Origin of the sequence: Kibdelosporangium phytohabitans (assembly GCF_001302585.1) — a bacterium.
Classification (GTDB): Bacteria; Actinomycetota; Actinomycetes; order Mycobacteriales; family Pseudonocardiaceae; genus Kibdelosporangium; species Kibdelosporangium phytohabitans.
Genome location: NZ_CP012752.1, coordinates 2035451 through 2060766, shown reverse-complemented (window position 1 = coordinate 2060766; position 25316 = coordinate 2035451). Strand labels below are relative to the sequence as shown.

Here is a 25316-nt window from a genome sequence, read left to right as displayed (position 1 = left end):
TCAGGCTCCCACTGCTCGCCGCATGTCGGCTTCCAGCGCCGTGAGCTGCTCCGCCGACAGAGGGCCGCGGGGTGGCCTGCACGGACCGCCATAGCGGCCGACGTAGTCCATGCCGTACTTGATCGCCTGTACGAACTCGGTCCGTGAGTCCCAGCGGAACGCGCCGATCATCGTTTCGTACAACGTGCGGGCGTCGGCCAATTTCCCTTCCAGCGCGAGGGAGAACAGCCGCGCCGACTCCGCGGGGAACACGTTGGGGAATCCGGCGAACCAGCCGGTCGCGCCCATCAGCACGGACTCGACCAGCACGTCGTCGGCTCCGGCGACCACGGCCAGGTTCGGTGCCACGTCGCGGATCTCGGTCACGCGGCGCACGTCGCCGGAGAACTCCTTGACCGCGACCACGTTGTCGATCGTGGCGATCTCCGCGATTACCTCGGGAGTCAGGTCGACCTTCGTGTCGAACGGGTTGTTGTAGACCATCACCGGCAGGCCCACCGACGCGACCTGCTCGAAGTGCTTGATCACTTCCGACGGGTTGGCCCGGTACAGCGTCGGCGGCAGACAGAGCACGCCGTCCGCGCCGTCCTCCGCCGCGACCTCGGCCCAGTGCCGTGCCTGGTGCGAGCCGACGCCGTGCACGCCGACCACGACGATGCCTCTGTCCCCCACGGCTTCGATCGCGGTCCGCGCCACCGCGCGGCGCTCGTCGTCGGTCAGTGAGGAGTATTCGCCGAGCGAGCCGTTCGGGCCGACGCCGCGGCAGCCGTTCTCGATCAGCCAGCCGCAGTGGTCGGCGTAGCGGTCCAGGTCGACCCGCAGCCCGGCCGGCGCCGTCGGGTCCTCGGCGTACGGCAACGCGGTCGCGACGATGACGCCGTCGAGTCTCTCCTGTGTCACTGTTCCTCCTTGGCTGCGAGTTCACCCAACCGCAGGGGTGCGGCGATCGGGCGTCGTTCGGGGAATGCCACTCCGGTCAGGTCGGCGGCGTTGCGCAAGCAGGTCCGTCCTTGGCAACGACCCAGGCCCACTCGGCTGACCAGCTTCGCGGTCCGTGCTCCCGTCGCTGACCGCGTGTCGACGGCGTCGCACAACGCGCCGTACGTGACCCGCTCGCAGCGACAGACGATCGTGTCGGTGGCCAGCCAGTCGCGCCACCCCGGCCCGATCGGGTACGCCTGGGCCAATGCGGTCGCGAACCTGCGGCCCTGTCGTACTTTCCGCAGCGTGTCATGCGGCACGTCGCCGTCGACGGCGGCAATCCCGGCGACGGTTCCTTCCGCTGCCGCGAGGTCCGCGCCGCCGATGCCGGTGATCTCACCCGCCGCGAACACGCCGGGGACCGAGGTCGCCTGTTTGAAGCTGACCTTCACAAAGCCGTCCGCCAGTTCGCAGCCCGCTGCGATCGCGAGTTCCAGCTGGGGCGTGAAGCCGTAGCCGACGCACACCGCGTCGGCCTCGACCTGCTCGGTGCGCTGGACGTTCCAGTCCGCGTCGAGCTTCGCGACGGTCGCGGTCCGGACCTGGTCGCCTCCGTGGACCGCCACGACCGCGGTCCGCGGCCGGTACGGAATCCGGTGGCGCGCCAGCAGAGCCATGTACTGCGCGGCCTCGCCGAGCTTGTGCCGGCCGGCGAGTGGTGCACGCAGCCAGCGCGCCGGGGAGTTGGCCTCCAGCACGCCGGTGACCTTGGCGCCGACGTCGATCAGCGCCTTCGTGACGGCCAGCAGGAACGGCCCGGTGCCTGCCACGAGGACACGGCGGCCGATCGGCAGGCGTTGTTCCTTGGCCAGGATCTGGGCGGCGCCCGCGGTGTAGACGCCGCGCATGTCCCAGCCGGGGAACGGGACGACTCGGTCGTGTGCGCCGGTCGCGAGCACGAGGGCGTCGGCGTCGATCGTCCTGGCTTTCCTGTCCGGCCCGTCGGCTGGACCGGACAACACGTGCACCCGGCGGCCTTCGATCGCCCAGACCACCGTGGATGCCAGGTGTTCGACACCGGGGACTGTGCGCGGGCGGTCGTGGGGCTGGCGGAAGAACTGGCCACCCACTGACGGCCCGGAATCGATCAGCACCACTTCGGCGCCCCGCGTGGCCGCGGCCCGCGCGGCGCTGATTCCCGCAGGTCCGGCGCCTATCACGACCACTCTCATGGCCGGGTCCGCACGGTGTCGCCGTCGGTCGCTATTCGCTGGCACGAACGAACATCCGGCACTTCGTTAAGGGTGACTACACAGTCGAAGCACACGCCGATGCCGCAGAAGATCCGGGCGCGTCCCATGGTGTGCAGCAGTGCCGCGATGGTTCGGCCGGGCTTCGCGGGCACTGGTTCGCCGTCGACAGTCACGTGCATGTCATCACCGCCGGTCGGTCTACGCGGAAGGGAAAGGGATCGACCTCGGGCTCTCGTCCGAGGAACAGGTCGGCCAGGAGCTGGCCCGTCGCGGCGGCCAGGCCGATCCCGGCGCCTTCATGCCCGGTCGCGTGCCACAAACCGGGTACGCGCGGGTCCGGGCCGATCACTGGCAGGTGGTCGGGCGCGTACGGCCGGAATCCGCCGTACGCGCGCATGATCGGGACCGTGGCCAGTGTGGGGAACAGCCTGACGGCCTTGCGCGCCAGTTCTCGCAGCACGGCCACTCGTATGGTCTCGTCGAAGCCGACGCGTTCGCGGCTGGACCCGATCAGGATCGTCCCCGCCTGAGTCGACTCGACCACTGTCGAGGTCTGCAGGTCGGCGGCTCCGCTTTCGACCGCGCCCACGTAGTCGGCGTCGTACACCTTGTGCCGCACGGTGTACGACGTGTGGCTCGTCACGAGGACCACTCCCCTGCGTGGCTGGATGTCGATCGGCGCACCGGCGAGTTCACTGAACCGACCGGCCCACGGGCCGCAGGCGTTGACCACCGCGCCGCATTGAAGAAAACCTTCAGAGGTCCGCACGCCGTCTGGTCGCAGTCCCAGCGCGGTGACGCCGCCGCGGACCTGCCCGCCCCGGTGTCGCACCGCCGCCAGCAGGGTCGTCGCCGCGAGGACGGGCTGCAGCTGAGCGTCGTCCGGGTAGTGCACGGCCGCGATCACGTCCCGGGTGAGGTTCGGTTCCAGTGCCAGCGCGTCCGACGGCGTGATCAGCTCCGCCCGTACGCCGGCCTGGCGTTGGTGGCCGGCGAACCCGGCCAGCGCGTCGGCGTTCTCCAGCGCGACCACCAGGCCGCCCTTCGGGTCCCATTCAACCTCGGCCTGCTCGGGTCCCAGCAGGTCAGCGAGGGTGGCCAGCAATTTCGGCCACCGCGCGACCGAGGCCTTGGCCAGCTCGAGTTCGGGACCGGGCGGCTTGTCGGACAGCAGCACGTTGCCTTCGCCCGCCGCGGTCGTGCCGCCTGCCGGAGCGCCCTGGTCGATGACGGTGACCTGGACCCCGGCCGCGCTGAGCGCCTCGGCGCAGGCCGCACCGACAATGCCCGCACCGACGACCACGACGTCCGGCCGCATGACCACCACCGTTCATTAAAGTGAACGACAGCAGGGTAACCGGAGAAGCCCGGGTCTTCCAATGGGCCGTTAGGAGTGCACCGGCGCGGTCACCGCTCCGGCCGGGTACTGCAGCAGCAGGACCGACACGACCAGCCCGTCGACGGCCTCGTAGATGTGCGGGCGGTGCGCCGGGAAGCAGATGTAGTCGCCCGGTCCGAGGACGTACGGCTCATCGGGCGGGCCGAAGCGCAGCAGACCCGCCGTGACTGTGACGTGCTCAAGCCCAGGGTGACCGGCGGAGTGCTGGACCGCGCCCGGCCGGACGCGCTGGTCGTAGACCTCGACCACCGTGTCGGTCAGGTCCATCCGGCGCAGCAGCCGCAGGTCGACGGCGTTGCTGCTGAGCACGTCCAGGCTCGCCGAGCGGACCAGTACCACGCCGGGGTCGGTCCGCTCGGTCAGCAGGGTCGACACCGGCACGTTGAAGGCGTTCGACAAACTGAACACTGTCTCGATCGTCGGGTTGCCGGTCCCCGATTCCAGCTGCGACAGCGTCCCCTTGGCTATCCCGGAGCGCCTCGCGAGCTCCGACAGCGACAGACCCGCTTGCCCGCGCAGCGCCCTGAGGTTCGCGGCCAGCACCTGACCAGCCTGTTCCCTGACCACACCGGCCTCCTCGCCATCGCCCGGCGAAGGCTACCCAACCGCTGGTGGATAAGCTTGGCCATCCGGCATTCCAGAGGTTAGGAAGATCATGGCCGAGGCCGCTTTCATCTCGACGACCATCCCGTACGTGAACGCGCAGCCGCACCTGGGGCACGCGTTCGAGTACAGCCAGGCCGACGCGTACGCCCGGCACATGGCGAGCCAGGGTATGGACGTCTACTTCCTGAGCGGCTCGGACGAGAACAGCCTCAAGAACGTGCTGGCCGCGGAGAAGGAAGGCATCACCGCGCGCGAACTGGTCGACCGCAACGTCGTCTTCTTCGAGCGGATGGCCACCGACCTGCAGACCAAGCTGTCGCGGTTCATCCGCACCAGCGTCGACCAGGACCACATCGACGGCGCGATCGAGATCTGGCGCCGGATGGAAGCCAGCGGCGACATCTACGCCAAGGACTACGAGGGCCTGTACTGCGTCGGCTGCGAGCAGTTCTACTCGCCCGCCGAGCTGGTCGACGGCAAGTGCCCCGAGCACTTCACCGTGCCTGACCTGGTCAGCGAGCGGAACTACTTCTTCCGGCTGTCGAACTATCAAGAAAAACTGTTGAGCGCGCTCGAGTCCGGTGAGCTGAAGGTGGTCCCGGAGTCGCGCCTCAACGAAGTCGCCAGCTTCGTGCGGTCCGGCCTCGAGGACATCTCCATCTCCCGGTCCACCGGCCGCGCCCGCGGCTGGGGCATCCCGGTCCCCGGCGACGACAACCAGGTCATGTACGTCTGGATCGACGCGCTGACCAACTACACCAACGCGCTCGGGTGGACCCGTGACGGCGAGGAGTACAAGAAGTACTGGGCCGACGCGGCCAAGCGGGTGCACGTGGTCGGCAAGGGCGTCACCCGGTTCCACGCGGTGTACTGGCCGGCGATGCTGATGTCGGCAGGCCTGCCGATGCCGACCGAGGTGGTCGTGCACGGCTACATCACCGCGTCCGGCCAGAAGCTGAGCAAGACCACCGGCAACGTCATCGACCCGGCCGACCTGATCGAACGGTTCGGTTCGCACGCGGTGCGCTACTTCCTGCTGGCCGAGTTCTCGCCGTTCATCGACGGGGACTTCAGCGAGGAGCGGCTGATCGCGCGCTACAACGCCGACCTGGCCAACGGCCTCGGCAACCTGCTGTCGCGGGCGACGAGCATGACCGTGCGCTACCGGGACGGCGTGATTCCCGAGCCTGCCGAGATCGGTGCCCCGGAGCGGGCGCTGGCCGAGCAGCTGGCCGCGAGTGAGCAGGCGTCCATCACGGCGATGGCCGGCTACGACCACCGTGAGGCACTGGCCCGGATCTGGGACCTGGTCCGCCGGACGAACGCGTACGTCGACGAGCGCGCGCCGTGGCACCTGGCCAAGGACCCGGCCCAGGCCGCGGCGCTGGACACCACGCTGCACTACCTGGTCGGCGCGGTGCGCCAGCTGGGTCGGCTGCTGCTGCCGTTCCTGCCGGAGGCCGCCGAGTCGATCGTGCGCACGCTGGGCTCCGAGCCGGACGCCGTCCCCGGCGCCCAGAACTGGCTCGACTCGCTGGCCGGCGTGCAGGTGACCAAGTCCGCGGCGCTGTTCCCGCGGGTCGAGGCCCCAGCTGCGGAGTGACCCGGCGCCTGTGACCCGGCGGGCCGAGGTGCCCGCCGGGTGACGGGTCAGGGGTGAACCCTGAAAGAAGTTCATCGGGAGAACTGACGCGGACAGCCGTACGTTGTCCGGATATGGACATTACGGTCGAAAGCCGGGCGCTGGTCGTCGTGGCGGGCCTGCCGGGTTCCGGCAAGAGCACGTTGCTGCGGCGAACCCAGGCCAACGTGCCTATTCGCGTGCTCGACACCGACCACGTTCGGTCCTTGATGGCGCGTCTGTTTCCCCGTTCGGTCCCGTACGGCTGGTACCGGCCGCTGGTGCACGTGCTGCACGCCGCGCGTGTACTGGCGGTCGTGCTGTTCTCACGGCGGCCGGTGCTGGTGCACGACCCGGCGACGGGTGCGGGCTCACGGACGTTGTTCGCGTTGATCGGCGCCCTGTCGGGGCGGGACCGGCATTTCCTCTGGATCGACTGCACGCCCGCTGAGGCGCTCGCCGGTCAGGTGGCGCGCGGGCGGGTGCTGCTGAAATGGTCTTTCGCCCGGCACATGCGGCGGTCACCCATTGTCCGGGCACGGTTGCTGGCCGGGATCCGGCCGCTGGGCTGGAACACCGCGCAACTGGTGGACCGCGCGACCGCGAATTCGGGACTCTATTTGAAGGTTGGCTGATTTTTCACTACAGCGAATCAGGGAGGTTGCTTGACGGAGCAAGCCCGGCTCGCTCCGTCAAGCATTCTTTCCCGACCGGGTGTCATCTCTGGAACAAATAGACGATCTTCAGCGCGGGTGATGTCAGGATCTCGTGCTCACAGAACCGGCCGCGGGCCCATTCGCCTCGGGAGAACAGTTTCGTCTGGTCGGCGAAATGCGGCGAGGTCGGATCGGTGGACTGGGAGTACGTGAGCAACGTCCGCACGTCCGGGCAGCTGTCGTTGTCGAATGACACGGCCTGGATGTAGCTGGATCCGTGCGCCAATTCGGTATTGCCCTTGGCCGGGTCCCATATCGGGACCTGCATGTTGAGCACGCCGAGATTGTTGGGCGCGCCGTGGACCGGGATGCGTTCGCCGTTTCGGACGACGTACTGGTTCTGGCCGAGTGGGGCGTCCATCGGGATCTTCGCGGCGCGCAGTTCGGCGACGGCGTCGGTGAAGGCCTTGCGGACCGCTGGGCTGTCGGTGTTGAGCGTGTTGGGTGTGCGGACCGGGTCGGCGGCGTTGAACGGCATCTTCCACGAGCCCTGCGGGACCTTCATCCAGAACCGCTCGAACAGCAGCGCGCCTTTGCTCCATGTGGAGTACGACTTGTCCCATTGTCTGATCGCCGCGCAGGCGTCCGCGACATCCGGCAGCGTGTCGCACATCTTTGCCGTGTCACCCGCGGCGATCTGGCCGATGAGGCTGCGGTCGGTGAACAAGGTGTCCTGGATGGCCTGCCTGGAGAACCGCTTGCCGTCCAGCTCCGTGATCGCCATCCGGGTGCGGGGGCCGCGCTCGGTGGCCACGTCGCCGACGATCCGCGGGTAGTTCGTGATCGGCGCGGCCGGGTTGGTCAGCCAGGCGCTGTCGTTGGAGTTGGCCACGTAGTCCGGCCTGGTCAGCACTGGCTGCTTGGACGGGCCAAGCAGTCCGGGCACGACCGCGTCCCGGTCGTTGCCCCAGGCACAGCTGGTGTTCGCGCCGTCGAGCACGGCGAGGCCGGTGGACGGGAACACCGCCGCACCCAGTGGCGTGCTGCACTGCCGCGCCAGTTCGTCGGTGATGTTCGGGACCGCCTGGACGTCGGCGTAGGTCGCGTTGCCCGACCGGTCGGTGGCGATCGTGTTGACCCACGGCGAGCCGAGGGTGTCCGACAGCGCCTTGACGATGCCGCGGGTGTCGCGGGCCTGCGCCATCTCGAACCACGTGTTGACCGAGCGGATGTTGCCCCAGTTGCCGTCGCGCATCGCGTAGGCCGTGGTGGTCGTCCAGTTCAGCGGCAGACCGAGCGCCGGCCCGACCACCGGGCCGTACCGGGTGGACCACAGCGTCCGTTCGACGTCCACCGGTTTGCCGTCGGCGTCGCGGCTGCGCACGGTCACCTTGCGGCTGGTCATCTGCTCCGGCTTGCCGTCGACCAGGTAGGTCGTCGGCGAACCCGGCACCAGTCGCAGCTGGTACAGGCCGAATGTGCGCGGGGTGGCCACCGTGTGGGTCCAGGCGACATCCCTTGTGTAGCCGATCTGCACAAAGGGCAGGCCGAGCAGGCTCGCGCCTGAAACGTCCAGCTTGCCGGGGACGGTCAGCTGGGACTGCCAGAACCGGCGGCCGCCCTGCCAGGGGAAGTGCGGGTTGCCCAGCAGCAGGCCCTTGCCGTTGGCCGTGGCGTCACGGCCGAAGGCGAACCCGTTGCTGCCCATGTCCTTGGTCGCATCGAGGGCGTTGGTGACCCTGGCCGCCGCGTCCCGCGGGATCTCGGGCGCTGTCACCGGGGCGGCCGGTGGCTGGGCCGAGGTGATCTGGTCCATCACGAGCGCCTGGCCGCTCATCGTGCCCAGGGCGTGCAGGTGGCGGTAGACGTCGATCTCCGCGATCGGCCGGACCCACTTGGCGTCGCGGCAGGCCGGGTCGGTGATCCGGCGCTCCCGGACGAACCGGTTGTAGCCGGCCACGTAGCCGGCGATGACCTCGCGGGCTTCCTGGCGCGGGCCGAGCGGCGGGCGCTGCCGGAGCGTCTCCTCCACCACCCGCGAGTCGTTGACCTGCTGGAAGTACAGGTCGCTGGCCAGGCTCGTCGACGCGCTGCCCACCGCGGAGTTGCCGGGCTTGTCCGGGCCGAAGAACTCCGAGCGGCGCGCGCTCAGCGTCACGTAGAGATCCGCGATCTGGCAGATGTTGTCCTTCGCCGCGGCGTAGCCGAACCCGAAACCCAGGCTGGGGAAATCGTTCGCCTTGATGTGCGGGACGCCGTTCTCGGTGTACCGCACGACGGCGGAGAAACCTCGGTGCTCCGCTGAACCTGGCGTCGCCACCAGCGGGACAGCCACCGCGACCGCGGCGGCGAGCGTGATCACTCTTCTCGATAGGGACACGGAGATCTTTCTACGTGACCGCACCACGCGTGGCATCCGGGAACGCCCTGAATCGGCAACCTCCCGCCACCGGTGGCGCAACCGCGCGACCACCGGCGGCGACCAGGTCAAACGAGGTTCTTCCGGAGGAACTCCACGGCCAGCGCCCACGCGCGTTCGGCTGGTTCGGGCTGGTGGAACCGCGGCGCCACCCGGTTGTGGAAGGCGTGCCCGCCGTCGGGCTGGATGTGCAGTTCGACGTTCGGCCGTCCCTCGACCGCCGCGGCGACCTCGGCGACCTGCTCCGCCGGGATGTACGGGTCCTGCCCGCCGAAGTGCAACTGCAGCGGTGACTCGATCTTGTCGAGCAGGTCCAGTTGGGCCGGGACACCGGAGCCGTAGAACGAGACCACAGCTGCCGGGGTGATCGCCGCCGCGGACGCGAAGGCCACCGTGCCGCCGAAGCAGAAGCCGAGCACCGCGACACCGCCGGTCACCTCGGGCAGCCGCGACAGGTGGTCGACCGCGGCGGCCACGTCCGTGACACCGGTGACCGGGTCGAACCGGCTGGCCAGGTCCATCGACTGCGCCAGTCCTTCGTCGTCGTGCCCGGCGCGCCAGCCCGGCCGCAGCCGCCAGAACATGTCCGGCGCCGCGGCCACGTACCCGAGGCCGGCCAGGTCACCGGCGACGGCCTCGATGTACTCGCCGACTCCGAAGATTTCCTGGATCACCAGCACGGCGGGACCACCGCCTTCCGGTGACCAGATCTTCAGGTCGAATTCACCGTCCTGAGTACGCACGGATTCAGTACGCTGCGATGTCACGCGTGCGAACCTACCCTTTCTGCCGACTGGGAGGACGAATGGCCGAGTTATTACCCAACCGCCGCCGCAGGCTGAGAACGATCATCTCGATCGCGGCGGTCAGCACCACTCTCGTCGCCTGTGAAACAACCGCCGCGCCACCGGCCGCGCCACCCGCTCCCGTCGAGTGGTCATCGCGAACGGCCACGCCGTCGAGCGTCCCGCAATCCACCACAACCGCGCCGAGCGGTAGCGGAACACCGAAACAAAACACTTCCCCGCCGCCGCAGCCGCCGCCCGCGCAACCGAAGGTCAACTGCGTGAAATCGCTGCGCGCATGTGGCTTTCCCGATGCCAGCAATACTGGTTGGCAGCCGACCGGTGTCAAACTGACCACCGCGGGCGTGAACCTCACCGCCGACGCGGAGTTCCAGATCACCGAACGCGGTGCCGTGATCGACGGGAAGGACATCCGCGGCTGCGTCAGCATCAAGGCCGACAACGTGAAGATCAAACGCAGCCGGATCCGCTGCGAGAGCTATTTCCCGATCCGGGTGTACGAGGGTTTCCGCAACGCCGTCATCGAGGACACCGAGATCGACGGGCTGAACTCCGGGACGACCAACGCGGCCGTCGGGTTCGAGTACTACACGCTCCGGCGCGTCAACATCCACAGCCTCGGCGAGGGCCCGCACATGGGTGCCGACGTGCTGATCGAGGACTCCTACGTGCACGACCTGGCCAGCTGCGACATCTGCCACAACGACGCCATCCAGTCCTCCGGCGCGCGCAACGTCGTGCTGCGCCACAACACGTTCATCAACGACGCGACGGGCAAGAACGCGGTGGTCAGGATCGCCACCGAACAGGGCGACTCGCGCAACTTCCTGGTGGCGGACAACCTGCTGGCCGGTGGGAACTTCGCGGTGCAGGTTCGCAGCCAGGGCAACGGATTCCCGGTCGGCGTCCGCGTGCTCAACAACCGGATCGTGCCGACGTGGCGGTTCGGGCCGTTCGACGTGACCGACGGGCGCATCGAGGCGTCCGGCAACTTCCGCGACGACACGCTGGCGCCGCTGTCGGCGGAATAAGCGCCGGAATCGTTGCGCCAAAAGATATTTCATGCCCTCACCGACCCGTGATTACAGTCGGGATCGTGGATCCGAACTTCCAGACAGCCGAAGCACTCACGGCCTGCTTGCGCTCCGGTGAACTGACCTCAGTGGACCTGACCGACGCGGCGATCGCCCGGATCGAACGAGACGACAAGGCGATCAACGCGATCTGCGTACCGGATTTCGACCGGGCGCGTGCCGCCGCACGCGACGCCGACGAGGCTCGCGCCCGTGGCGAGGATCGCCCGTTGCTCGGCATCCCGGTGACAGTCAAGGAGTCCTACGACGTGGCCGGGCTGCCGACGACATGGGGCGTGCCGGAACACCGGGACTATGTGCCTGCAGAAGACGCTCTGCAAGTGTCACGGCTGAGGGACGCGGGCGCGGTGATACTCGGCAAGACCAACGTGCCGGTGGGGCTGCAGGACATCCAGAGCCGCAACGACATCTACGGCACCACCAACAACCCGTGGGATCACAGCCGGACGCCGGGTGGTTCGTCAGGCGGGTCGTCGGCGGCGTTGGCGGCCGGGTTCGGCGCGCTGTCCATCGGCTCCGACATCGGCGGTTCGTTGCGTACCCCCGCGCACTTCTGCGGTATATACGCACACAAGCCCACGCTCGGGCTGCTGCCCAGTCGCGGCATGGTCGCGCCGCCCGCGCCGGCACTGCCCGTCGACCTGGACCTCGCCGTCGTCGGCCCGATGGCGCGCTCCGCCCGTGACCTCATGCTGCTGTTCGACGTGATGGCCGGACCGGACCCGTTGACACACGGCATGGCGCACACCCTGGCGCTGCCACCCGCACGCCGTGAACGACTGGGCGACTTCCGGGTCTTGATCCTCGACGATCACCCGTACATCCCGACCGGGGCTGCTGTGCGGGCGGGCGTGAACCGGGTGGCTGACGCACTGGCCGGGAGCGGCGCCCGCGTCGAACGGCACAGCTCGCTGCTGCCCGACCTGACCGAAGCCGCGATCCTCTACGCGCAGCTGTGGTTCTCGGGCGTCACCGGACGTTTCCCCGCCGAGAGGTACGAACAGCTGGTGCAGCACGTGGCAGGGCTGAGCGAGGACGACCAGAGTCTCGACGCGGTACGGATGCGCGGCGGGGCGTTCAGCCACCGGGACTGGGTCCAGGCGAACGACCGGCGCGAGGCGCACCGTCACGGCTGGCGGCAGTTCTTCGCCGAATTCGACGTCGTGGTCTGCCCGATCACGCCCACTCCCGCCTTCCCGCACGAGCTCAACCCCAGTCTCGGGGAACGGCTGATCGACATCGACGGCGTCAGCCACCCGTTCATCGACCAGTTCGTCTGGGCCGGGCTGGCCACCATGCCCGGCCTGCCCGCCACCGCCGTACCGGCGGGCCGGTCCGCCGAGGGACTGCCGGTGGGCGTGCAGCTCGTCGGCCCGATGTTCGAGGACCGCACCCCGCTGCGGCTGGCCGAGCTGCTCGAACGGGAGATCGGGGGCTTCCAGGCACCCGAGTGAGCCGCGCACCCCCGGCTTCCGTCCAGCGGAAGCCGGGGGTGTGATCCTGGCCATCCGCTCCTATCGTCTCGGCAGTTCGACGACGCGATGGAGCGACACATGCCGAATGCCGCTGACCGCCGATGGGCGATTCCCCTTGCCTGGAGCGCTGTTCTGCTTGACGGGTTCGACCTGGTCGTGCTCGGCACGGTCATCCCCGTCCTTTTGGAACAGAAGGTCTGGGGGTTGACCGCCGGGAGCGCGGCGACCGTTTCCACCTTCGGTCTCGTCGGCATGATGATCGGCGCGCTGACGGTCGGCGCGCTGACCGACACCTTGGGCCGGCGCAAGGCGATGGTGCTCTCAGTCGTCAGTTTCTCGTTCTTCACAGCGCTCTGCGCTGTCGCGCCGTCGGTTTTCGTATTCGGGTTGCTCAGGTTCCTCGCCGGGCTCGGGCTGGGCGGGTGTCTGCCGACGGCCATCGCGATCGTCAACGAGCACGCTCGCCGTGGCCGGACCGGGAGTGCGACGACGACGGTCATGACCGGCTATCACGTCGGCGCCGTTCTCACCGCGTTGCTTGGCATCCTGATCATTCCCGACCTCGGGTGGCGGGCGATGTTCGTCATCGGCGCGGCTCCCGCGCTTGTTCTCGTGCCGTTGATGGTGAAGTACCTGCCGGAGTCGGCGACGTTCGAGCACAAGCGGACCGCGCTCGGCGCGTTCGCCTCGTTGTTCAAGAGTGGGTACGCGCGGTCGACGGTGGCGTTCTGCGTCACGTCGTTCATGGGCTTGCTGCTGGTGTACGGGCTGAACACGTGGCTTCCGCAGATCATGCGGTCCGCGGGTTACGAGTTGGGCGCCGCGCTGGCCTTGCTGTTGACGCTCAACGTCGGCGCTGTGGTCGGTTTGCTGATCGCGGGTGCCGTCGCCGACCGGGCGGGCATTCGACGGCCCACCGTGTTGTGGTTCGTCGCCGCAGCGGTGTTCTTGGCGTTGCTGAGCGTCAAGATGCCGCAGTTCGGCGCGTATGCCGCGGTGTTCGTAACGGGTTGCTTCGTCTTCAGCGCCCAGGTTCTCGTGTACGCCTACATCGGACGGACCTATGTGGACGGGAACAGGGCCACCGCTCTGGGGATGGCCGCGGGCGTGGGCAGGCTCGGCGCCATCAGTGGTCCCATTGTCGGCGGGGCGTTGTTGAACGCTGGTGTCGCGTACCCGTGGGGCTTCTACGTTTTCGCGCTGGTCGGCGCGTTCGGGGCGGTCGCTGTCGCACTCGCCGGGTCACCGGCGCCGGAACTCGCCGGCGAGCAGCCAGGCGAGGTACACGCCACCGATGGTGGCCGTGGCGATACCGACCGGGAGCTGCGACTGTGAGAACACCTTCTGCACAGTGAAGTCGCTGAGCAGCAACAGCAGCGCACCCATCAGTCCCGCCGCGAGCGGCCCCGCGGCCGGTGCTCCGGTCAGCCGCCGTGCGATCTGCGGCGCGGCCAGCGCGACGAACACGATCGGTCCCGCCGCTGCCGTGCCGATCGCGGCGAGGGCGACACTCACCGCGATCAGGACCAGCCTGGTGCTTTCGACGCGCACACCGAGCGCTTTGGCCGCGTCGTCGCCCATTTGCAGGATCGACAGGCGGTGGCTGAAGAACACGGCGAACGGCAGGAGCACGAGCATCGACCACGCCACCGGTTCGACGTGTTCCCACCCGCGCCCGTTGAGACCGCCGACCTGCCACGCGGTCGCGGCGATCGCGTCCTGCAGCGAGGAGTGCGTGATCAGGTAGTCGTTGGCGGCGTACAGCATCGCGCTCACGCCGATTCCGATCAGCACCAGCCGGAAACCCTGCACCCCGCCTTTGAACGCCAGCAGGTAGATCAGGATCGCCGTGACGACACCGCCGACCAGCGCGCCGCCCGCGACGGCCATCATGCCGCCGTCGGTCAGCACGATCACCGTCAGCGCGCCGGTCGCCGAGCCAGCCGTGAACCCGATGATGTCCGGACTGCCCAAGGGGTTGTCGGTGAGCCGCTGCATGATCGCGCCGCTGATCCCCAGTGCGCCGCCGACCAGCAGCGCGGTCAGCAGTCTCGGCAGCCGCAGTTCCAGCACGATGAACTCGGCTCCGGGCGGGCCCTGGCCGAGCACGGTGTCCACCACCTCGGACACCGTGAGCGGGTAGTCGCCGGTGGTCATCGTCAGGAACGTGAGCACCACGATCGACGCGACCATGGCCACGCACACCACCGCGGCGCGGATGTCCAGCCGCAGCGACAGCCGGGCGATCCGGATCGAGCGGCCACGCACCGCCGTGTCGATGCTCACAGCTTGATCACCCGGCGGCGACGGCACAGCCAGATGAACACCGGCGCGCCGAGGAACGCGGTCACAATGCCCACTTGCAGCTCCGAGGGTTGGTTGAGCACACGGCCGACCACGTCCGACCCGATCATCAGGATCGGCGCGACCACCAGGGTGTACGGCAGGATCCAGCGCTGGTCGGGGCCAGTGATCAGCCGGACGACGTACGGCACGGCCAGCCCGACGAACGTGATCGGCCCGACCGCGGCGGTGGCGGCGCCGCACAGCAGCGTCACGGCGATCACGCCGAGCACCCGTGTCTGTCCGATGTGGGCACCCAGCGCCATCGCCGCCTGGTCGCCGAGCGCGAGCGCGTTCAGCGAGCGGCTCAACGCGAGCGCGAGCATGATGCCGATCACGAAGAACGGCAACAACTGCAGCACGGTGTCCATGTTGCGGCCACTGAGCGAGCCGACGTTCCAGAACCGGAACTCGTTGAAAGCCAAGGGGTTCAACAGCAGGAACGCGTGGATCAACGCGTACAGCACGGCGCTGACGGCCGCTCCGGCCAGCACGAGCCGGTCGGGCGTCGGTCCGCTGCGGCCGGTTGACCCGAGCAGGTAGACCATGACGGTCGCGGCGCCCGCGCCGAAGAACGCGAACCACACGTAACCGGACACACCGGAGACACCGAAGACGCCGATGCCGAGCACCACGGCGGCCGAGCCACCCGCGTTCACACCGAGCAGGCCGGGTTCGGCGAGCGGGTTGCGTGACAACGCCTGCATCAGCGCGCCCGCGAGGCCCAGCGCCGCCCCGACCAGCAGGCCGAGGATGGTCCGCGGGATCCGTACCGAGTGGATGATCACCGCGTCGCGTGACCCGTCGTTGTGCCACAGCACGTTCCAGGTCGAGGCGAACGGGATGTCCTTCGATCCGAACCAGATGCTCAGCAGGCACACCACGACGAGGGCGGCGAGCGCGACGACGAGGCCGATGGCCCTGGTCGCCCGCGGCGCCGTCTTCTTCTGGGCGGGCTCCGCGTGGTCCGTAACGCTCACCACACGCACCACCAGGTCCAAGATTCCGACAATTGAGGCTAGGCTAACCGAAGTCCTCGGGTATGGAAACACCAGGTGGCCGCCGCACTCGTGGACGGGGATCCCGAACCCCGCGTGGCCGGGCAGTCGATGAAGGGTTTAGTTCAATGATTCGCTATTTGCTGGCCGCGTGCCTGCTGTTGCTGGCCGCGTGCGGCTCCGGATCGACCACGCCGCCGCCCCCGGCGGCGGCGCCCCAGTCCGGTGGCACGCCGGAGGCTGCCGCGTTCCCCGTCACGATCGACCACAAGTACGGCAGCACCACCATCAAGGCCGAGCCGAAACGGATCGTGCTCGTCGGCCTGATGGAGCAGGACGCGCTGCTGGCGCTCGGCGTCGTCCCGGTCGCCACGACCGACTGGCTCAAGAAGCACGAAGGGGCCATCGCGCCGTGGGCGACCGCCAAACTCGGCAGCGCCCCCAAACCGACCGTGCTGGTCGACGAGGGCAGCGGCCCGCAGATGGAGAAGATCGCGGCACTGCGCCCCGACGCGATCATCGGCCTGTACTCGGGCCTGACCCAGGAGCAGTACGACAAGCTCAGCAAGATCGCGCCGACGGTGGCGCAGCCCAAGCAGTTCCCGGACTACGGCATCGGCTGGCAGGAGATGACCAGGAAGGTCGGCCAGGTCGTCGGCAAGCCGGCGCAGGCCGACAAGCTGATCGCCGAATCCGAGGCGCTGATCGCCAAGGCACGCAAGGAGAACCCGAAGTTCGAGCAGTCCACGGCCGTGATCGCCACCACGTGGGAGGGCTACTTCGTCTACGGCTCGAACGACCCGCGCACGCGCCTGCTGCACTCGCTGGGCTTCAAGTCGCCGGAGCAGCTCGACAAGGTCATCGGGGACAAGTTCGGCATCTCGATCAGCAAGGAGCAGACCGAGATGCTCGACCAGGACGTGGTGATCTGGCTCGCCGGGCCGCAGACCAAGGAGGCGCTGGCCAAGGACCCGGTCTACAGCAGCCTCAAGGTGGCCAAGGAGAAGCGCGACATCCTGATCGACGAGGCCTCCGACTACGGCAGCTCCGTGTCGTTCATTTCCGTGCTCAGCCTGCCGTTCCTGCTGGAGAAGTACGTCCCGCAGCTCGCGGCAGCCGTCAAGTAGCACGAAAGCGGCGGTCGCCCGGATCACCGGGCGACCGCTTTGCGCTGCTACAACCAGCCCACCAGGCCGCGCAGGACCACCGCGGCCACGAAGACCAACGTGAACGCCAGGTCGAACGACATCGCGCCCATCCGGACCGGCCGGACCACACGCCGGACCGGGCGGATCACCGGCTCCGTAATGGCGTGGACCACGCCACGCGCCCGTGCCACACCGCTGCCGCCACCGGCGAGGACACCCGTCCAGTCCAGGACGGCGCGGATCACCAGCACGACGATGAACAGCGTCAGCACCAGGCTGAGCAAGGCTCCCACTGCACTCATGGCAAAACTCCTCTCACCACCCAGCTTGCCGCGCGATGGTGAGAGGAGTCTGAGAAATACCTGTCTACATGGACTGAATGAGCGAATTGGGGCGCATGTCCGTCCAGTTCGCCTCGACGTAGTCCAGGCAGGCCTGGCGGGTGCCGGGGCCGTGCGCGACCGCCCAGCCCGCGGGCACGTCGGCGAATTCCGGCCACAGGCTGTGCTGGCCCTCGTCGTTGACGAGGACCTTGAAGGTGCCGTCCGGGTCGTCGAACGGGTTGGTCATCTCGCGCTCCTCAGAGTTTCTTCGCCGCGGCCGACAGCGGCGGCACCACTTCGTCGATCATGTAGGGGATGCTGAGCACGGTCGCGAACGACAGCGCGGCACCGGTCGACGGTGTCTGGTACGGCATGTAGATCACGCGGTCGGTCTTGGCCACCGCGAGGTTGGCGTACACCGGGTTCTGCTTGATCCGCGTGACGTCGTCCGCCCGCTCCGGCAGCATCACCAGGACATCGGTCTCCATCAGGTCGAGTCCCTCGTCACCGACCTCGATCGGCGTGCCGTCCTTGGTCTTGCCGTCGAGCTTCGGGTCCACCTTGAAGCCCAGTTCGGCCAGCAGCGTGACACGCGGGTCCTTCGGCGAGAACACGCCCCACTTGCCCGGCGTCGAACCGTCGCCGACGATCAGCTTCTTGTCGCCGAACTCGGGGTGGTCCTTGCGGATCTGGGCGAACTTGGCCTCGATGCCCGCGACCGTCTTCTGCGCCTCGGCCGACTTGCCGAGCGCCTTGCCGATGGTGAGCGTGGTTTCCCGCCACGGCGCCGAGTAGTCCTCGTACTTGCCGTTCTGCGCGACCGTCGGCGCGATCTTCGACAGCTTCTCGTACTGCTCCTTGTTGATCCCGGCGTACTGGCCGATGATCAGGTCCGGCCGCAGCGCCGCGATCTTCTCCAGCTTCGGCTCGGAGCCGTCGCTGATCACCTCGGGGCGCGCGTCGCCCCACTTGCTGTCGATCCACGGCCAGTTGGCGAACGGCCGCTCACCGAACCAGTCCGTCGCGCCGACCGGTTTGACACCGAAGGCGAGCACGACCTCGTGGTCGGTCTGGCCGACCGTCACGACGCGCTTGGGCTCGGCGTTGAGCGTGGTGCTGCCGAACTTGTGCTCGATGGTCACGGGGAACGCCGCTGCGGCGGGCGCACCGGACGTGGCTTGACCGGCGGCGGGCGCCGGTGCCGGCGTGGTCTGGCCACTGCCGCAAGCGGACAAGGAAACGGCCACACCCGCGGTCAGCACCGCGGCGGCGAGCTTGCGCCCGATGGGCGAGAACAACATCACTGATCCTTTGTCACTTCGACCGAACTCCACTCACGACGAGCTCTGGTTGCCCTGTTGGTTCGTCCACTCGCCTCGACACGATCGCGTCGAGGATCTCCCCCACGCGGACGGCTGTGTTGGACAGCAGCGACGACGTTATGCCGTGCGTGTGCTCGGTTCCACCCTGCAGGTAGATCCCGCAGCGCAGGTCGTCGACAGTCCAAACGCGATAGTCACGGTCCACACGCAACCGTCCACTGTCGTCACGCAGGCAGTATCCGGCGACCTCGCCGAGCCTGCCGACCGGGTCGGCGGGAAGGTATCCGGTCGCGAACACGACGACGTCGGCGTCCAGCACGGTCCGCTCGCCCGTGGTGAGCGTCTCCACGGTGACCCGGACGCCGTTCTCGGTGCGCAGGACCTGGGCGGGCCGGGCGGCGTTGAACAGCCGCAGCCGCCGCGCCCCGCGCACCTTTTCCTGGTACTCGCGGCGGTAGAGCTCGTCGATGAGGTCGATGTCGACGACCGAGTAGTTGGTGTTGGCGTGGTAGCCCATCAGCCGCTGCTTGACGTGTTCCGGCGCGGCGTAGAACTCGCCGACCGCGTCGGGGTCGAAGATCCTGTTGGCGAAGGAGCTGTCGTCGGACGGGCTGTAGCCGTAGCGGGAGAAGACACCGCACACTTCGGCTTGCGGGAAGCGCTCGTGCAGGAACGCCGTGACCTCGGCGCCGCTTTGCCCCGCGCCCACCACGACCAGGCGCCGCGGGTCCTCGACGGTGTCGATCCGGTGGAGCAGTTCGCTGTTGTGCCAGATGTGTTCGTCGGAGACGACGCCTTCCGGCATGGTCGGGCGCAATCCTGTGCCCAGCACGATGTTGCGGGCCCGGAACACCTCGCCGGTGGAGTCGTGCACGTCGAAGAACTCGCCGCCGGGAACCGGTGTGACCGTGACGACGTCGCGGCCGTAGGCGACCAGGTCGTCGACCTGGGCGGCGGCCCATTCGAAGTAGTCGTGGAATTCGATCCGCAGCGGGAAAAGGTTCTTGTGGTTGATGAAGTCGACGAGACGGCCGCGTTCCTTCAAATAGCACAGGAAAGTGAATCGGCTCGTCGGGTTGCGCATGGTGACCAGGTCCTTGAGGAAGGAGACCTGCATGGTGGCGTCGTCGATGAGCATTCCGCGGTGCCAGCCGAAGCGCGGCTGGCGTTCGAGGAACTGCGCGGTGACGGGTTTGCCCGCGCGTTCGTTGTACTCGGTCAGCGCTATGGCGAGTGCCAGATTCGACGGACCGAAGCCGACCCCGACGATGTCGTAGACCGCTGGCTCTGCCATACCCGTCCCATCGTTGACCAACAGATGCAAGGTCACCCTAACCTAACTAAGGTCAGCCTCAACTACTACATTCGAGGGTGACGCTCGTCGCTCAGACGAAGGAGGGGGCCCAATGCGGGTCGCGATGTTCGGGTACCAGACCTGGGGGCACCGCACCTTGCAGGCGTTGCTCGAATCCGAGCACGAGGTGGCGCTCGTGGTGACACACCCCAAGAGCGAGCACGCCTACGAGAAGATCTGGTCCGACTCGGTCGCCGATCTCGCCGAGGAAAACGGTGTTCCGGTACTCCTGCGCAACCGCCCGGACGACGAGGAGCTGATGCGCAGGCTCAAGGAAGCCGATCTGGACATCATCGTCGCCAACAACTGGCGCACCTGGCTGCCGCCGGAGATCTACACCATGCCCCGGCGCGGAACACTGAACGTGCACGACTCGCTACTGCCCGCGTACGCCGGGTTCTCACCGCTGATCTGGGCGGTGATCAACGGCGAGCCGGAGGTCGGTGTGACCGCGCACATGATGGACGAGACGCTGGACGCCGGCGACATCGTGCTGCAGCGGGCCATCCCGGTCGGTCCCACCGACACGACCACCGACCTGTTCCACCGCACGGTCGACCTGATCGGCCCGATCACCGTCGACGCGCTCGCGCTGCTCGCGTCCGGCGAGGCCGAGCTGACCAAACAGGACCGTTCGAAGGCCAGTTTCTTCCACAAGCGGTCCATTGAGGACAGCAAGATCGACTGGACGTGGCCTGCCGAGGACCTCGAGCGCTTCGTCCGGGCGCAGCCGGACCCGTACCCGAACGCCTTCACCTTCCACAAGGGCGAGAAGATCCGCGTGATCAAGGCGTCGGTGTCGAAGGCCTGCTACGGCGGCACACCCGGCCGGATCTTCATCAGGGAAGGCGACGGCGTGGTGATCGTCGCCGGTGCCGACGCACGCAACGGGCGCAACCGCGGCCTGGTCATCGAACGCGTCCGCACCGAGGACGGAACCGAGTACGCGGCGACCGACTACTTCAAGACCATGGGCGGCTACCTGCGGTCCTCGTGAGCCGGGTCGTGTCTCGGAACCACCGGGGCCGAGACACCACCTAAGAAAACAGGGCCCCCTGGGCGAAGTCGGCTCCGGCGTTGCGCCACCACTGCGCGCGTTCCTCGGAGTGGACGCCGTCCACGATGACCTGCGCGCCGGACAGGTGCACGAGGCTGGCCATGTCCAGCAACGAGTGCGTCACCGGTGACCCGGAGACGGGTTCGCGGGCGGTCAGCCACGGAGCGATCCGGACCGCCCGCAACGGCAGGTCCTCCACGCACACCATGTCGCCCGACGTGCCGCCGAAATCCACCGCGACGGTCTGCACACCGTTGTCGGCCAGCAACTTCATGTTGTCCATGGCTTCGCCTTTGTCGGCGAGCAGCGCCTTCACGGGCATGCCGATCCACAGCCGCTCCGGCGGCATCCCGGTTTCCCTGAGCACGGCGGCGACTTCGCCGACCAGGTCGCCGTCGGACGACTGCTGCGCGGTGAGGTTCACGCTGAGCGGGATTGTCCTGTCCCACCTCAGCTGTTCGCACGCCGTGCGCAGCAGCCACGGGCCGAGCGCGAGGATCAGCCCGGACTCCTCGGCCAGTTCCAGGCAGCGGTCGTCGCACATCAGGCCGTGTTCGGGGTGGTCCCAGCGCAGTACCGCCTCGGTGCCGACGACTTCCTTGTCCGACAGGCGGACGATCGGCCGGTAGTCCACCGACAGCTGGCCGTTCTCCCACGCGCCCGGCATGGCCGCGGCGAGGCCGAACGTCCGCCGGTCGCGCTCGTGCTGCTCCGGGTGGAACAGCTCCCACTGCCTGCGGCCGTTGCTCTTGGCCCGCCGCAGGGTCATGTCCGACGCGCGCAGCAGCTCGGACGGGTCCATGTTGCGAGGCGGGCGGTCCACCACGCCGATGCTCGCCGTCGCCGCGACACCGTTGTCCTCGATGTACACCGGCTCGGACAGTTCCTCGTTGATGGACATGATCATGCTCAGCACGTCCGGTGTGGACGGTGAGTTCTCCACGACGATCGCGAACTCGTCGCCGTCGAACCTGGCCACCATCGCCTTCTCCCCGGCCAGCACGGCTTTGAGCCGCTCGGCCACGGCGATCAGCAGCAGGTCGCCCGTTCTGCGGCCGAGCCCGCCGGTGATCAACGAGAACGCGTCGAGATCGAGGTGGTACAGGGTCACGCCGTACGCCGGATCCGACCGGCGCAACACGCTTTCCAGGTGGGTGGTGAAGAACTGCCGGTTCGGCAGGCCGGTCAGCACGTCGTGCAGCGCCTGGCGGCTCAGTTCGTTCTGCAGGAGCTTCAGTTCGGTGCCGTCCTCCACGACGGTCACGAAATGCCGTGGCTGGTCGTCACCGTCACGCAGCAGCGTCGCGGTCATCGACACGCGGGCGAATTCGCCGTCCTGGCGGACGAGGCGTTGCCCGTGCCGGAAACGTTCGTGGTCGCCGTCGAGCAGTGCCTGGTAGGCCTCGCGCAGGTACGGCGCTTCCTCGGCGTGCACGAGATCGAAAAGTGAGAGCTTGGCCAACTCCGTCGTCGTGTAGTCGACGATTTGCCCGAAGGAATGGTTCGCGCGGATGAAACGGCCGGTCAGGTCCGTGATCACGATGCCGCTGGACGAGCAGGTCGCGACCTCGTCGAACCGCGCCTCGCTGACCTTGAGGTTCCACCGCGCGTCCCGCACGGCCATGACCAGCGCCTGTTCCACTTCTTCCTGCTGGCGGAAGACGGCATTGCGGATCGACTGGGCATAACTGGCCGAGATCGCGCCGATCATCGTGATGACCTTCTCGGCGAGCCGGTCGGCGCCGCGTAACTGCGGTGACTTCAGCAGGCCGCGGCCGAGCACGTCCACAGTGCACCGCAGGCACACGCTGTCCGCGCAGTTCATCGCGACCAGCCGCTCGGTGACCTCGTCGGCGGCCGCGGTGTCGACGGGTTCGGCGCGCAGCGCGGTGACCAGCCGGGCGACCATGTCCCGCAGCTGTTCTTCCAGCTCCTGCTGGGACAGCGGGATGTATGTGTTGTGGCACATCAGGTACGCCCATTTCCGGGCAAGCTTGTTTTGCTCACGAATGGTGTCGCCGTGCGCGACATCCGAATCATCCGGGAGCGGCGAGATCGACTCGCGCTGAGGCACCGAAAAAGCCTACCGATCCCCGTGTGCGACTCGCCACAGATTGGTTCAGCGTTCAATCGAATGGGCCAATCGGGCGACGTGATGGCTACCGGACGCAACCATGCGCTCCTTGTCGGTGAACAATTCGATTGTCTCCAGAATGGCCCCGCCACTGCCTGATTGTGGAGCAGAACAATCACTGACCGCGCAAAACCGGCTACGCCATCGGAATGATCCTATGATCAGATAGTCCGTTCGCAGTAGTTGACCAGGGCCAATTCGCCCTTGACCGAACGCCCGGAACCCTCCGCACACCCGGTTCACCATGCCCGCGTCAGCGGACATCGCCAGCCGCGAGCGCTACGGAGCGTGCAGACCCGATGACCTATCCGTCGACAGTGGACAGTAATGCCGAATAGGGAACAGCCCGTTCGCCCGCAACGCGACCCAAACCGTCCACATCAGACAGCGATGACCGGAAGCCTTGCCGCTAGCCGATCCCGACGCTGCGCCCGGCAGCGAAGACCGCACCGAGCACGGCGCGGTGCGTGCCGACCGCTTCCGCGTGCAGCGCCCGGCCGGCCTCGGTCGGCGAGACGAAGATGTTCCGCCTGTCGTCGGGACACATGCCCCTGGTCACGAGACCGTCCCGCTCCAGGCGGGCGATCAGCCGCGACAGCGCGCTCTGGCTCAGGTGGATCCCCGCCGACAGCTCCTGCACGCGACAGTCCGGCTTGTCGGTCTCGATCAACCGGTCGAGCACCTCGAACTCGCTGGCACCAAGGCCATGCCGCTCGTTGAGCTCACGCTCCAGCGCACCCCACGTCCGGGCGTGCAAAGACAACATATCCCGCCACTCACAGACGAGCGGCCGGTCAGCGTCGGCGGCCATGGCAGCCACTGTACCACTGCACCTGCATCTAATGCGCAAGCATTAAATGCGCTTGCATCGTATGCGCGTGCATGCAATAGTGGCGTCCGTGATCGAGTCAACGACTACTTCCACCTCGGATGTGCGCTGGGGACCGCGCTTGTGGGGCACGCTCGTGGTGCTGTGTGGCGTCATCTTCCTCGACGCTCTCGACGTTTCCATGGTCGGCGTGGCGCTTCCGGCCATCCGCGAGGACCTGAACATGACGACCGCCGCCCTGCAGTGGGTGGTCAGCGGCTACATCCTGGGTTACGGCGGCCTGCTGCTGCTCGGCGGCCGGGCGGCCGACCTGCTCGGCCGGCGCCGCGTTCTGCTTGTCGCGCTTGCGATCTTCTCCATCGGCTCACTCGCCGCCGGTGCCGTCGACAGCCCGGAGCTGCTGATCGCCGCACGGTTCATCAAGGGCGTCGCCGCCGCGTTCACCGCGCCGGCCGCGCTGTCCATCATCACCACCACGTTCCACGAAGGCCCCGCACGCAACAAGGCGCTGAGCATCTTCGCCGTCTGCGCCGCGAGCGGTTTCTCACTCGGCCTGGTCGCCTCCGGGCTGCTGACCGAGATCGGCTGGCGCTGGCCGCTGCTGCTGCCCGGCCCGATCGGTCTGGTCATCCTGTTGGCCGCGCTGCGGTTCGTGCCGGACGACGGCCGTCCCGAGCGCACCGGCCAGGGCTATGACGTCGGCGGCGCCGTCACGTCGACCGCCGCGATGCTGCTGCTGGTGTTCGCGATCGTCCAGGCACCGGAGATCGGCTGGGTCCACCCCGTCACCATCGGCTCGTTCGTCCTCGTCGTGGCGCTGCTCACCGCCTTCGTGATGATCGAGCGCCGCACCAGCCACCCGTTGGTGCGGCTGGGCATCCTGCGCTCCGGGTCGCTCGTGCGCGCCAACCTCGGCGCGATGATCTTCTTCGGGTCGTACGTCGGCTTCCAGTTCATCGTCATGCAGTACATGCAACGGCTGCTGGGCTGGTCGGCGATCCAGACCGCGCTGGCGTTCCTGCCTGCCGCCGTCATCGTGGCCGCCAGCTCGACCAAGATGGACAAGATCGTCGACCGCTTCGGCACGCCGCGGCTGCTGACGCTCGGCATCGTCGCACTGGTCGGCAGCTACGCGTTCATGCTCGGGATGGACGTCTCGGCGAACGTCATCGGCGTCGTGCTGCCGAGCATGCTGTTGCTCGGTGTCGCCTGCGCGCTGTCCATCACCTCGCTCAACATCCAGGCCACGGCCGGTGTCAAGGACGAGGAGCAGGGCCTGGCGTCCGGTCTGCTCAACACGTCGCTGCAGGTCGGCGGCGCGATCGGGCTGGCCATCGTGACCGCCGTGGTGTCGGCCAACGAGGCGCACACCGCCCAGGTCACGCCGGACGAGCTGCTCGCCAGCTACTTCCCCGGCCTTGCCGTGGTCGCCGGGATCGCGGTGATCGGCGTGGTCGTCGCGCTGTCCGGGATCGTCGCCAGCCGCAAGGAGAACAAGGCACGGGCACTGGCCGCCGCCGAGCCGGAGCTGGCTCGCGCGTAGCGAAGGGGGGTCGTG

Annotated in this window: 24 protein-coding genes; 8 read left to right on the top strand and 16 right to left on the bottom strand. The window is 68.0% G+C overall.

Features of this window, described 5'->3' with window-relative positions; genetic code table 11:
• The 5 genes from AOZ06_RS09405 to AOZ06_RS09385 form a co-directional block, all read right to left on the bottom strand.
• On the bottom strand, positions 1 to 900 hold the full coding sequence (locus tag AOZ06_RS09405; RefSeq protein ID WP_054289082.1) for a dihydrodipicolinate synthase family protein: 900 nt from the start codon (positions 898 to 900) through the stop codon (positions 1 to 3).
• The gene (locus AOZ06_RS09400; protein WP_054289081.1) at positions 897 to 2153 is read right to left on the bottom strand and encodes an NAD(P)/FAD-dependent oxidoreductase; all 1257 of its coding nucleotides are present in this window, start codon (positions 2151 to 2153) and stop codon (positions 897 to 899) included. Before AOZ06_RS09400 ends, AOZ06_RS09405 begins: the two co-directional genes overlap by 4 nt.
• Positions 2150 to 2353: a 2Fe-2S iron-sulfur cluster-binding protein gene (locus tag AOZ06_RS09395; protein ID WP_054289080.1), complete on the bottom strand. Its 204-nt coding sequence runs from the start codon at positions 2351 to 2353 to the stop codon at positions 2150 to 2152. Before AOZ06_RS09395 ends, AOZ06_RS09400 begins: the two co-directional genes overlap by 4 nt.
• Complete coding sequence (locus tag AOZ06_RS09390; protein WP_054296525.1) at positions 2344 to 3492, bottom strand: NAD(P)/FAD-dependent oxidoreductase; 1149 nt, start codon at positions 3490 to 3492, stop codon at positions 2344 to 2346. Before AOZ06_RS09390 ends, AOZ06_RS09395 begins: the two co-directional genes overlap by 10 nt.
• A 69-nt stretch (positions 3493 to 3561) precedes the next feature.
• Positions 3562 to 4140: a helix-turn-helix domain-containing protein gene (locus tag AOZ06_RS09385; RefSeq protein WP_054289079.1), complete on the bottom strand. Its 579-nt coding sequence runs from the start codon at positions 4138 to 4140 to the stop codon at positions 3562 to 3564.
• A gap of 88 nt (positions 4141 to 4228) precedes the next feature.
• On the opposite strand from AOZ06_RS09385, the gene AOZ06_RS09380 reads away from it, so the two are divergent.
• Together AOZ06_RS09380 and AOZ06_RS09375 are read left to right on the top strand one after the other, a co-directional pair.
• Positions 4229 to 5782, top strand: a complete 1554-nt coding sequence (locus tag AOZ06_RS09380; RefSeq protein ID WP_054289078.1) for a methionine--tRNA ligase — start codon at positions 4229 to 4231, stop codon at positions 5780 to 5782.
• A 113-nt stretch (positions 5783 to 5895) separates the two neighbouring features.
• Positions 5896 to 6435 (top strand): P-loop nucleotide/nucleoside kinase family protein, encoded by a 540-nt coding sequence (locus AOZ06_RS09375; RefSeq protein WP_054289077.1) that lies wholly within the window; start codon positions 5896 to 5898, stop codon positions 6433 to 6435.
• 82 nt (positions 6436 to 6517) lie between these two features.
• Here the strand turns inward: AOZ06_RS09375 and AOZ06_RS09370 are convergent, their stop codons facing one another.
• The 3 genes from AOZ06_RS09370 to AOZ06_RS56075 all read right to left on the bottom strand — a co-directional run bounded on the left by AOZ06_RS09370 (position 6518) and on the right by AOZ06_RS56075 (position 10018).
• Positions 6518 to 8836 (bottom strand): penicillin acylase family protein, encoded by a 2319-nt coding sequence (locus tag AOZ06_RS09370; protein ID WP_236952155.1) that lies wholly within the window; start codon positions 8834 to 8836, stop codon positions 6518 to 6520.
• Between the two features lie 107 nt (positions 8837 to 8943).
• On the bottom strand, positions 8944 to 9618 hold the full coding sequence (locus tag AOZ06_RS09365; RefSeq protein WP_054289075.1) for a dienelactone hydrolase family protein: 675 nt from the start codon (positions 9616 to 9618) through the stop codon (positions 8944 to 8946).
• Positions 9619 to 9652: 34 nt separating this feature from the next.
• On the bottom strand, positions 9653 to 10018 hold the full coding sequence (locus tag AOZ06_RS56075) for a hypothetical protein (RefSeq protein ID WP_157232935.1): 366 nt from the start codon (positions 10016 to 10018) through the stop codon (positions 9653 to 9655).
• 7 nt (positions 10019 to 10025) lie between these two features.
• Here AOZ06_RS56075 and AOZ06_RS09360 point away from each other — a divergent pair, with 7 nt between their 5' ends.
• From AOZ06_RS09360 to AOZ06_RS09350, 3 genes are all read left to right on the top strand, one after another.
• A complete protein-coding gene (locus AOZ06_RS09360) occupies positions 10026 to 10712 on the top strand; it encodes a right-handed parallel beta-helix repeat-containing protein (RefSeq protein WP_054289074.1) in 687 nt (228 codons plus the stop codon).
• Between the two features lie 65 nt (positions 10713 to 10777).
• Complete coding sequence (locus tag AOZ06_RS09355) at positions 10778 to 12229, top strand: amidase (RefSeq protein WP_054289073.1); 1452 nt, start codon at positions 10778 to 10780, stop codon at positions 12227 to 12229.
• Between the two features lie 99 nt (positions 12230 to 12328).
• Positions 12329 to 13585 carry an MFS transporter gene (locus AOZ06_RS09350; RefSeq protein WP_083471596.1) on the top strand — a complete coding sequence of 419 codons (1257 nt, stop codon included), beginning with the start codon at positions 12329 to 12331 and terminating at the stop codon, positions 13583 to 13585.
• On the opposite strand, the gene AOZ06_RS09345 is transcribed toward AOZ06_RS09350, so the two are convergent.
• Both AOZ06_RS09345 and AOZ06_RS09340 read right to left on the bottom strand, forming a co-directional pair.
• Entirely contained in the window at positions 13493 to 14536 is a 1044-nt protein-coding gene (locus tag AOZ06_RS09345; protein WP_236952153.1) for a FecCD family ABC transporter permease, read from the bottom strand. The two genes, AOZ06_RS09350 and AOZ06_RS09345, sit on opposite strands and share 93 nt — an antisense overlap.
• Complete coding sequence (locus AOZ06_RS09340) at positions 14533 to 15573, bottom strand: FecCD family ABC transporter permease (RefSeq protein WP_054296523.1); 1041 nt, start codon at positions 15571 to 15573, stop codon at positions 14533 to 14535. Before AOZ06_RS09340 ends, AOZ06_RS09345 begins: the two co-directional genes overlap by 4 nt.
• A gap of 146 nt (positions 15574 to 15719) precedes the next feature.
• On the opposite strand from AOZ06_RS09340, the gene AOZ06_RS09335 reads away from it, so the two are divergent.
• Complete coding sequence (locus AOZ06_RS09335; protein WP_054289072.1) at positions 15720 to 16718, top strand: iron-siderophore ABC transporter substrate-binding protein; 999 nt, start codon at positions 15720 to 15722, stop codon at positions 16716 to 16718.
• Between the two features lie 47 nt (positions 16719 to 16765).
• On the opposite strand, the gene AOZ06_RS09330 is transcribed toward AOZ06_RS09335, so the two are convergent.
• The 4 genes from AOZ06_RS09330 to AOZ06_RS09315 all read right to left on the bottom strand — a co-directional run bounded on the left by AOZ06_RS09330 (position 16766) and on the right by AOZ06_RS09315 (position 19678).
• A complete protein-coding gene (locus tag AOZ06_RS09330; RefSeq protein WP_054289071.1) occupies positions 16766 to 17041 on the bottom strand; it encodes a YggT family protein in 276 nt (91 codons plus the stop codon).
• Positions 17042 to 17105: 64 nt separating this feature from the next.
• The gene (locus AOZ06_RS09325) at positions 17106 to 17309 is read right to left on the bottom strand and encodes an MbtH family protein (protein WP_054289070.1); all 204 of its coding nucleotides are present in this window, start codon (positions 17307 to 17309) and stop codon (positions 17106 to 17108) included.
• 10 nt (positions 17310 to 17319) lie between these two features.
• Positions 17320 to 18363 carry an iron-siderophore ABC transporter substrate-binding protein gene (locus AOZ06_RS09320; protein ID WP_054289069.1) on the bottom strand — a complete coding sequence of 348 codons (1044 nt, stop codon included), beginning with the start codon at positions 18361 to 18363 and terminating at the stop codon, positions 17320 to 17322.
• 13 nt (positions 18364 to 18376) lie between these two features.
• Positions 18377 to 19678 carry a lysine N(6)-hydroxylase/L-ornithine N(5)-oxygenase family protein gene (locus AOZ06_RS09315; RefSeq protein ID WP_054289068.1) on the bottom strand — a complete coding sequence of 434 codons (1302 nt, stop codon included), beginning with the start codon at positions 19676 to 19678 and terminating at the stop codon, positions 18377 to 18379.
• A gap of 112 nt (positions 19679 to 19790) precedes the next feature.
• On the opposite strand from AOZ06_RS09315, the gene AOZ06_RS09310 reads away from it, so the two are divergent.
• Positions 19791 to 20735, top strand: coding sequence for a methionyl-tRNA formyltransferase (locus AOZ06_RS09310; protein WP_054289067.1), 945 nt, complete (start codon positions 19791 to 19793; stop codon positions 20733 to 20735).
• Positions 20736 to 20775: 40 nt separating this feature from the next.
• Here AOZ06_RS09310 and AOZ06_RS09305 read toward each other — a convergent pair whose 3' ends face one another.
• Both AOZ06_RS09305 and AOZ06_RS09300 read right to left on the bottom strand, forming a co-directional pair.
• Positions 20776 to 22869, bottom strand: a complete 2094-nt coding sequence (locus AOZ06_RS09305) for a putative bifunctional diguanylate cyclase/phosphodiesterase (RefSeq protein ID WP_236952150.1) — start codon at positions 22867 to 22869, stop codon at positions 20776 to 20778.
• Between the two features lie 469 nt (positions 22870 to 23338).
• Positions 23339 to 23740, bottom strand: coding sequence for a MarR family winged helix-turn-helix transcriptional regulator (locus AOZ06_RS09300; RefSeq protein WP_054289066.1), 402 nt, complete (start codon positions 23738 to 23740; stop codon positions 23339 to 23341).
• Positions 23741 to 23828: 88 nt separating this feature from the next.
• On the opposite strand from AOZ06_RS09300, the gene AOZ06_RS09295 reads away from it, so the two are divergent.
• Entirely contained in the window at positions 23829 to 25301 is a 1473-nt protein-coding gene (locus tag AOZ06_RS09295; protein WP_169798889.1) for an MFS transporter, read from the top strand.
• Positions 25302 to 25316 lie beyond the last annotated feature (15 nt).

Bases quoted from the DNA above. Each gene is read 5' to 3' on its own strand.
- AOZ06_RS09395 (WP_054289080.1), bottom strand. From the start codon at position 2,353: ATGCACGTGACTGTCGACGGCGAACCAGTGCCCGCGAAGCCCGGCCGA.
- AOZ06_RS09310 (WP_054289067.1), top strand. From the start codon at position 19,791: ATGCGGGTCGCGATGTTCGGGTACCAGACCTGGGGGCACCGCACCTTG.
- AOZ06_RS09300 (WP_054289066.1), bottom strand. From the start codon at position 23,740: ATGGCCGCCGACGCTGACCGGCCGCTCGTCTGTGAGTGGCGGGATATG.
- AOZ06_RS09325 (WP_054289070.1), bottom strand. From the start codon at position 17,309: ATGACCAACCCGTTCGACGACCCGGACGGCACCTTCAAGGTCCTCGTC.
- AOZ06_RS09350 (WP_083471596.1), top strand. From the start codon at position 12,329: ATGCCGAATGCCGCTGACCGCCGATGGGCGATTCCCCTTGCCTGGAGC.
- AOZ06_RS09330 (WP_054289071.1), bottom strand. From the start codon at position 17,041: ATGAGTGCAGTGGGAGCCTTGCTCAGCCTGGTGCTGACGCTGTTCATC.
- AOZ06_RS09315 (WP_054289068.1), bottom strand. From the start codon at position 19,678: ATGGCAGAGCCAGCGGTCTACGACATCGTCGGGGTCGGCTTCGGTCCG.
- AOZ06_RS09335 (WP_054289072.1), top strand. From the start codon at position 15,720: ATGATTCGCTATTTGCTGGCCGCGTGCCTGCTGTTGCTGGCCGCGTGC.
- AOZ06_RS09320 (WP_054289069.1), bottom strand. From the start codon at position 18,363: ATGTTGTTCTCGCCCATCGGGCGCAAGCTCGCCGCCGCGGTGCTGACC.
- AOZ06_RS09380 (WP_054289078.1), top strand. From the start codon at position 4,229: ATGGCCGAGGCCGCTTTCATCTCGACGACCATCCCGTACGTGAACGCG.
- AOZ06_RS09400 (WP_054289081.1), bottom strand. From the start codon at position 2,153: ATGAGAGTGGTCGTGATAGGCGCCGGACCTGCGGGAATCAGCGCCGCG.
- AOZ06_RS09390 (WP_054296525.1), bottom strand. From the start codon at position 3,492: ATGCGGCCGGACGTCGTGGTCGTCGGTGCGGGCATTGTCGGTGCGGCC.
- AOZ06_RS09375 (WP_054289077.1), top strand. From the start codon at position 5,896: ATGGACATTACGGTCGAAAGCCGGGCGCTGGTCGTCGTGGCGGGCCTG.